The sequence below is a fragment of the uncultured Bacteroides sp. genome (assembly GCF_902491285.1).
Classification (GTDB): domain Bacteria; phylum Bacteroidota; class Bacteroidia; order Bacteroidales; family Bacteroidaceae; genus Bacteroides.
In genome coordinates this window covers 1-6669 of the sequence record NZ_CABUHK010000141.1, presented here as the reverse complement: position 1 = coordinate 6669, position 6669 = coordinate 1, and the positions used below count along the sequence as shown (strand labels likewise).

General features: G+C 44.8%; 5 protein-coding genes. 3 read left to right on the top strand and 2 right to left on the bottom strand.

Going from position 1 to position 6669, the window contains the following annotated elements; all coding sequences use genetic code 11:
- The first annotated feature begins 16 nt into the window (after positions 1-16).
- Both RDN93_RS21240 and RDN93_RS21235 read left to right on the top strand, forming a co-directional pair.
- Positions 17-490 carry a hypothetical protein gene (locus tag RDN93_RS21240; protein WP_308747321.1) on the top strand — a complete coding sequence of 158 codons (474 nt, stop codon included), beginning with the start codon at positions 17-19 and terminating at the stop codon, positions 488-490.
- Positions 491-526: 36 nt separating this feature from the next.
- The gene (locus RDN93_RS21235) at positions 527-2548 is read left to right on the top strand and encodes a fimbrillin family protein (RefSeq protein WP_308747320.1); all 2022 of its coding nucleotides are present in this window, start codon (positions 527-529) and stop codon (positions 2546-2548) included.
- Positions 2549-2791: 243 nt separating this feature from the next.
- Here the strand turns inward: RDN93_RS21235 and RDN93_RS21230 are convergent, their stop codons facing one another.
- Positions 2792-4471 carry a sulfate permease gene (locus RDN93_RS21230; protein WP_308747319.1) on the bottom strand — a complete coding sequence of 560 codons (1680 nt, stop codon included), beginning with the start codon at positions 4469-4471 and terminating at the stop codon, positions 2792-2794.
- A gap of 246 nt (positions 4472-4717) precedes the next feature.
- On the opposite strand from RDN93_RS21230, the gene rbr reads away from it, so the two are divergent.
- On the top strand, positions 4718-5296 hold the full coding sequence (rbr, locus tag RDN93_RS21225) for a rubrerythrin (RefSeq protein WP_005676804.1): 579 nt from the start codon (positions 4718-4720) through the stop codon (positions 5294-5296).
- A gap of 65 nt (positions 5297-5361) precedes the next feature.
- Here rbr and RDN93_RS21220 read toward each other — a convergent pair.
- Positions 5362-6669: FAD-binding protein (locus RDN93_RS21220; protein WP_308747318.1), on the bottom strand; the 1308-nt coding region annotated here is incomplete at its 5' end.

The following is a 6669-nucleotide window of genomic DNA, read 5'->3' as shown; positions in this document are numbered from 1 at the left end:
ATAAAACTAATACAATATGATTATGAAGAACTTACATATAAATATGGCATTTATCTTCGTACTACTGCTGATAACTGCCTCCTGTTCGGACAAGGATGATTCGGCTCCGCGTGTCATTCCCACTATGAACCTGATAGTTTCGGAGATTGCGGACAATACGGCTCTGATTACTTCCGAGCAGCAAACAGGTACTACGTTCGGAGCGAAAGTCATTGAATTCTATCCGGTGGCCGATATAGGCTTTGATTATAACATTGAGGTGAAACTGGTGAAGTTCGTAGAAGAGAACGGAGTGCCTGTATCTCTGCCTTACACTCACAAAATTGTCGAAGGGTTAAAGCCGGGAGTCAATTATATCAGTGCGATCATCGCCTATAATGCCGAAGGGCGTGCCGTATGTTCCGCTTTTCAGACATGGAAGGCATCGGGAACGGAAGGAATGTGGAGTGATGACAACTCTGCCGGTGAGTTGGAAGAGAATGAGTGGTAAGTAAGAAATGGTGTAACTTCAAAAGAATACATGAATATGAAAAATATATTATTAGCAGTCTGCGTAGTGGCTTTGGCAATGACGGGCTGCACGCAAGAGGATATCTTTTCGTCTGACGGGAATAAAGAACTGTTGGAAGAGTCGCAATTCACGTTGATAGGGCTTACTTCGGCCCGGACACGTACTTCTATTGGTGATAAGACGGGAGATATCTATCCGGTACTTTGGAGTGACGGGGATGCTCTCGGACTTTTTTCCCGCACCGAAGGGGCGGATATAGATAATGTGGAGGCTTTGTTGAGCGACGAATCTGTCGGACAGAACTCCGGTGTTTTTACAGCGGAAGGTGTAAATCCTGCGAAAGAGGGAGAAACGAAGATTCTTGTCTATTATCCTTATAAAGCAAGTACGAAACTGGCGGACGAGGGTAATAAGATTACCGCTTCTCTCGCTACTGAACAGGAGCAGAGCAAGCCCGGGGATAGTCATCATATCGGTAAATATGGTTTTGCCTATGCAACAACGACAGTGAACAGTACAAGTAAATCTGCACAGTTTTCTCTGAGGCATCCAATGGCGTATGTGAAATTCAGCATTTCTTCACAGGAGCTTTCTACTTATAAACTGAAAAGTGTGTCTTTATATGATAAGGATACCCGGACACCTCTTTCCGGTACGTTTACTGCCAATCTGGATACGGACGAACTGACTTTTGGTTCGGAAAATAAACCGTATGCAACTGTTTCTTTAGCCGTTCCCGAACTACTTGCCACTACTCAGGAGGTCTATCTGACCACGTATCCGGCAGAATTGAAAGATAAGCAGGTCTACATCGTTGTCACTCTGGAAGGTGATAATCAGACGACAGTTACCATCCCTATCTTGAAAGAAGGTAAATCGTTACAGGCAAATGCTGTCAATGTCATTGCCATCAACGACCTGAAACTTTCGGATAACTCATGTGAATGGTATGAGCCCGTGGAGACACGTTTGCTAGTCGGAGGATGGGCATATGGCGAGTCAAACTGTATAATGACTACTATTTCTTCTTCCGGTGTGAACAATACGATTAGTGTAAAGGCGCGTGGTAACTTTATGGAAGTGGAAGAACCAAAATATGCCGGAACTATTTTCAACTGTGATTTGAACAACGGTCATAAGATGGTTGGTGTCAATGGGTCTACAACGGATATTTCTCCGGTAAGCAGTGATTATAATATTACGGTCAATTCTTATAAAATTTCGAATGGTTATGATGGTGGTTGCGGTCAGGTAGCGATTTATGGAGAAGACCGCTCGACTGTTATATGGAGCTTTATTGTATGGATGACGCCTGTTCCGGCAGAACATGCTTACGGGAATACCGGTTATATTGTCCAAGATCGTAATTTGGGTACATATACGGTAGAAGATAACTGGAAGACGAATGGAGTTTATTTCCAATGGGGACGTCCTACTCCGTTCGGCTGGGGAGCAAATGGTTATTACTCGATACCTACAGAGGCTACGAGTGTGCGCTTCTCCATAGAACATCCCCGTGAGTTGCTTTATACTGCGACAGTGGATAATACAAAGTCCGACTGGTATTTGGGAGCATGGACAGGTGCACGTACTGACCGCAAGGATGATTTTTGGGGAAATCCGAACGAATCTAATACTTTTAATAATCCGTCTGACGGTCATAAATCTATCTATGACCCTTGTCCGAAAGGTTACCGTGTGGTATCTCCGGGAGTACTGGCAGAGGTGGAAAAGAGCGGCGAGTATGTGAAGCAAACGAGTATCGGAGTGATAAGATACTGTTATGACGGTACGAACTATGCTTATTGGCCGTTAGCAGGTGCCCGCTGGGGATCTAATCCGTCAGACCGTACCACAAATAATTCTACAACTGCCGCTTGTTATTGGTCGAACTCACCTGCTACCAACTACGGAAATGATAAAGACCAGGGTGGCAGTGCCATATATTATAAATCGGCAGATAAAACATGGACTCATTCCGCGGGGCGTTCTCATGCTTTTTCCGTACGTTGTATGAAAGATACGGAGAATCGTTAATCTTTTCCTGTCGGGATTATAAATAGAATCTCCCGCTATATGAAAGCTTTTTGTTTTGAGAAGTACATAAAAGCCTTTCATATAGCGGGGGATTTTTTCGGATAAGGGTTATAAAACGGCCAACCTGTCTCCTTTTTCAGAGTTTAAAGGAATGTGAGGAACTCAAACATTTCTCAATGTTATGAGAAAAACACTCATCGAGATGAGAAAATATTCGAAGTGTTCTCTCTTTTCCAATCTGTACTATTTCATAATGCTTTCCGCTCTTTCCAACGCCACATTAATGTTCGGACAGATATTATCTTTTCCCAGCAATTCATAGAAACCTGATTTTTCCAGTACTTTATGTACCTTATCGTTTACACCGGAAAGAATAACGGTAATCTTTTCTTTCTGCGACATTTCACAAAGCACAGTCAGGTTGTGAATACCCGTAGAATCAATGAACGGGACTTTCCGCATACGGATGATACGTACTTTCGGACGGTCACCCAATTGTGCCATTGTTTCTTCAAATTTGGTAGCAATGCCGAAGAAATAAGGGCCGTTGATTTCGTATACCTCTATGCCTTTGGGAATCATCAGGTTTTCTTCGTGTATGGTAATGTCCGATTCTTTATTCGGGTCAATCTCGTCCGTGATTACGGAAATCTCGGTCGTCTCCATGACACGCTTCATAAAGAGCACGCAGGCAATGACTAATCCTACTTCGATGGCAACGGTCAAGTCGAAGATGACCGTAAGGAAGAAAGTGATAAGCAGGACGGTGACATCTGATTTCGGATTTTTCAATAAAGCCTTGAATACACGCCAGCCGCTCATATTATAAGATACAATGACTAACACGCCGGCAAGACATGCCATCGGGATATATTGCGCCAACGGCATCAGGAAAAGCAGAATCAGGAGCAGAACTACCGCATGGATAATGCCGGCTATCGGTGTCTTGCCGCCATTGTTGATATTCGTCATGGTACGGGCGATAGCTCCGGTAGCGGGGATGCCGCCGAACAAAGGAGCTACTATATTTGCCGCGCCCTGTGCGATAAGTTCCGTGTTGGAGTCGTGCCGGTCGCCAATCACACCGTCGGCTACGGTGGCAGATAGCAATGATTCGATAGCACCCAATACGGCAATAGTGATAGCTACCGGGAACAATTCTCTGATAGCTTCCCAGTCCAAGGCAGGTACAACGGCATCGGGTAATTCTGATTTGATAGTGAAGCGGTCGCCTATCGTCTGGATACAGTCGATTCCGCCGAAAGTCTTCATCAGATAAACGGCGGCAGTGACAACAACAATTGCTATCAATGAACCGGGGATTTTCTTTGAGAACTTGGGAGTAATGGCAATGATGATAATGCTGACAATACTAACAATGGTGTTCCACCAGTTGATTGTATCGAAATGACGGAAATAAATCATCCACTTGCCTACAAAATCTCCCGGAACTTTCTCATCTCCGAAGGATAAACCGAAGATATCGGCAATCTGGGTAGTGAAAATGGTGACGGCGATACCACTGGTAAATCCGACAATGATAGGATAAGGGATGAACTTGATGACTGCCCCGAGTTTGAACACTCCTAGTAATACAAGAAGAACGCCCGCCATAAGCGTGGCTACAATCAGTCCGGCTTCTCCATATTGCTGGATGATGCCGTAGATGATAACGATGAAAGCTCCCGTCGGACCACCGATCTGGACTTTGCTTCCGCCCATCAGGGAGATGATAAATCCGGCGATGATGGCAGTGATAATACCTTTTTCGGGCGATACTCCCGAAGCGATACCGAAGGCGATAGCCAATGGAAGTGCCACGATACCTACGATGATACCGGCCATCAGATCCGCCATAAATGTTTCTTTTGAATAATTCTTTAGACAAGAAACCAGTTTGGGTTTAAATTCAAATAGCTTCATTTTTATGAGTTGTTATACGTGTAATCCGTTCCTTTTGCAAAGTAGAGGTTGCAAAATTATATAAAATAATCGAAATAAGTATGTTATCCAGCATATTATTTGTCTGTTGATAGATTTCATCAATGTCCTGATAGTTTTTATTTATAAAGAAAAGACAGTTTATTGCGAACAATTCGCTTATATTTGCGTTGTAAATAGTACGACAAGTTACGTTCGGTAATCACCAATTTAAAATATATATAGATTATGGCTAAGAGCATTAAAGGAACTCAGACAGAGAAGAATCTGTTGACTTCATTCGCAGGAGAATCACAGGCAAGAATGCGTTACACTTATTTTGCAAGTGTGGCTAAAAAAGAAGGTTACGAACAAATTTCTGCAATTTTCACAGAAACGGCTGATCAGGAAAAAGAACATGCAAAACGTATGTTTAAGTTCCTGGAAGGCGGTATGGTTGAAATTACCGCCAGCTATCCGGCTGGTGTAATCGGTACTACACTCGAAAATCTTCGTGCCGCAGCAGCAGGTGAACATGAAGAATGGTCACTGGATTATCCTCACTTTGCAGATGTGGCAGAACAGGAAGGTTTCCCGATGATTGCTGCGATGTACCGCAACATTTCTATCGCTGAAAAAGGTCACGAAGAAAGATATCTGGCTTTTGTGAACAATATCGAGAATATGACAGTATTCGCTAAAGAAGGCGAAGTAGTATGGCAATGCCGTAACTGCGGTTATATTACCGTAGGTAAGGAAGCTCCTGAAGTTTGTCCGGCATGTCTGCATCCGCAAGCATACTTCGAAGTGAAGAAAGAAAATTATTAATCTACCTCCATAGATTAACTGGATAAAGAAAATGCCGCTTGCAATCATTTGCAAGCGGCATTTTTTTATTTCTTTGCGTGAGGATAATCAATCGTGTAATGCAATCCGCGGCTTTCCTTGCGCTCCATTGCCTGGCGCATAATCAGATAACCGACATTCACCATATTACGCAATTCACAGATTTCTCTGGAAGCGACGCTGCGTTTGAACAGGCTCTCAGTCTCCTCGTAGATAATATCCAGCCGATCCCAGGCACGTTTCAGGCGGAGGTCGCTGCGGACAATACCCACGTAAGTACTCATAATCTGATTGACTTCCTTCATGCTCTGCGTGATGAGTACCATTTCTTCCGGAGAACGGGTTCCCTCATCGTTCCATTCGGGAATGTCTTCGTTGTAGGAATACCGGTCTATGACTTGCAAGCTATGTTTGGCGGCTGCGTCGGCATAAACAACGGCTTCTATCAGTGAGTTTGAAGCCAGGCGGTTTCCCCCGTGCAGTCCTGTACAAGAGCACTCTCCTACTGCGTAAAGACGTTCGATGGAAGACTGTCCGTTCAAGTCTACGAGGATACCGCCACAGAGATAGTGGGCGGCCGGAGCTACCGGGATATAATCTTTAGTGATGTCGATGCCCAGGCTCAGGCATTTTTCGTAGATATTGGGGAAATGCTTCTTTGTTTCTTCCGGGTCTTTGTGGGTGACGTCCAGATAAACATGGTCGTCTCCGCGATTCTTCATCTCGTTGTCAATGGCACGTGCCACGATGTCACGCGGGGCAAGCGAAAGACGCGGGTCATATTTCTGCATGAATTCCTTGCCATCCATGGTGCGGAGTACGCCACCGTAGCCGCGCATTGCTTCCGTAATCAGGAAAGAGGGGCGGTCGCCCGGATGATAGAGGGCGGTGGGGTGGAATTGTACAAATTCCATATCTTTCACTGTACCTTTGGCACGGTAAACCATGGCTATACCGTCTCCGGTAGCGACTAGCGGATTGGTAGTCGTTTTGTAGACGGCGCCTACTCCGCCGGTAGCCATCAAAGTCACTTTGGCAAGGTAAGTATCCACTTTTCCGGTTTTCGGGTCGAGGATATAAGCACCGTAACATTTAATGTCCGGTGTCTGGCGGGTAACGGTTACTCCCAGATGATGCTGTGTCAGGATCTCAATGGCAAACTGGTTTTCGATTACCGTAATATTCGGATGCCGTTGCACGGCTTTGATCAGGCTGTCCTGTATTTCAGCTCCTGTGTTGTCTTTGTGGTGAAGGATACGGAATTCCGAGTGTCCTCCTTCGCGGTGCAAGTCGAATTCGCCTTTCTCGTTTTTGTCGAAGTCCACTCCCCACTTAATCAGTTCTTCAATTTGTGC

Bases quoted from the DNA above. Each gene is read 5' to 3' on its own strand.
- RDN93_RS21240 (WP_308747321.1), top strand. From the start codon at position 17: ATGATTATGAAGAACTTACATATAAATATGGCATTTATCTTCGTACTA.
- rbr (WP_005676804.1), top strand. From the start codon at position 4,718: ATGGCTAAGAGCATTAAAGGAACTCAGACAGAGAAGAATCTGTTGACT.
- RDN93_RS21235 (WP_308747320.1), top strand. From the start codon at position 527: ATGAAAAATATATTATTAGCAGTCTGCGTAGTGGCTTTGGCAATGACG.
- RDN93_RS21230 (WP_308747319.1), bottom strand. From the start codon at position 4,471: ATGAAGCTATTTGAATTTAAACCCAAACTGGTTTCTTGTCTAAAGAAT.